Annotated in this window: 2 protein-coding genes; both read right to left on the bottom strand. The window is 72.6% G+C overall.

From position 1 onward, the window contains the following. Positions 1-509, bottom strand: a 509-nt coding sequence (locus tag G6017_RS14400; protein WP_524536307.1) for a type 1 glutamine amidotransferase, incomplete at its 3' end; no start/stop codon positions are given. 107 nt (positions 510-616) lie between these two features. Then, the coding region (locus G6017_RS14395) for a DUF1727 domain-containing protein (protein ID WP_182617975.1) at positions 617-1,030 on the bottom strand (414 nt) is incomplete at its 5' end.

Here is a 1,030-nt window from a genome sequence, read left to right as displayed (position 1 = left end):
CCGGCACGCGCGGGCTCGCCTGCCGGGACTCCGTTGCCCACGCCCGAGGTGGCGCGTCCGAGCGGGGCGGCGTCCGGGCCCAGGATGGTGGCGCCCATGTGGTTCTCGAAGCCGGTCAGGGTCTGGGTGAGCCCGGCCATTTGCGGTTCCGCCACCAGCTCGCCGATCGAGCGGGTGGCCTGCGGCGAGGTGGTCACGTCGAGCAGGCCCAACCCGGGAGCGCGGGAGCCGTCGGCGACCATGAACCACTCGCCGAACACCTGCATCCCGGCGCAGATGGCCAGCACCGGCACCCCGCGCGCGACGGCCCGCTGCACACCGGGCGAGCCCGACAGGTGTCGTGATGCGAGCTTCTGGGCGGTGTCCTCGCCCCCGCCCACCGTGTAGATGTCACACGAGTCGGGAACGGCGTCGTCGAGGGTGATGCGGACGATCTCGGCGTCGTACCCGCGCCACCTCAGGCGTTGGCGCAGGATCAGGGAGTTTCCGTCGTCGCCGTAGGTGCCCATGACGTCGGGCAGCACCAGGCCGATGCGCACAGTCGACTCGGTGGGCCGCGGGGAATCGGGGGAGACGGTGTCGAGCGGTGAGGCGGAGGCCCCGGCGTCGCGGTCGGTCATGGCTGCTGCTCCTTCCGGGCGGCGATCGCGCGTCCGAGGTCGCGGAACGCGGTGTAGTTGGCCAGCACCTCGACCCGGCCGGGTGGGCACCGCCTGATCGCGGACAACGGGTCGGGCTCGAGCTTGTGCTCGACCCCGGCGTAGCTCAGGCGCACCGACAGGTCCGCGGCGCGCTCACCGGAGGCGTACACGGACACGCCCTCGAAGCTCTCGAAGCGCACGTCCCACAACCACGACAGGTCCACGCCGTCGGCGACCTGCCCGTTGACCGCGATCACCAGGCCGTCCGCCGAGGTGTCGATCATGCCGAGGGCCTCCTGCCAGCCGGCCGGGTTCTTGGCCAGCAGCAGGTGCGCGGCGCGGCCGTCCACGTCCACGGTCGAGTAGCGGCCCGCCACGTCGTCGACGCC

It is taken from the genome of Dietzia sp. B44 (assembly GCF_014145245.1).
Lineage (GTDB): Bacteria > Actinomycetota > Actinomycetes > Mycobacteriales > Mycobacteriaceae > Dietzia > Dietzia natronolimnaea.
This window is presented reverse-complemented; position numbering and strand designations above follow the sequence as displayed.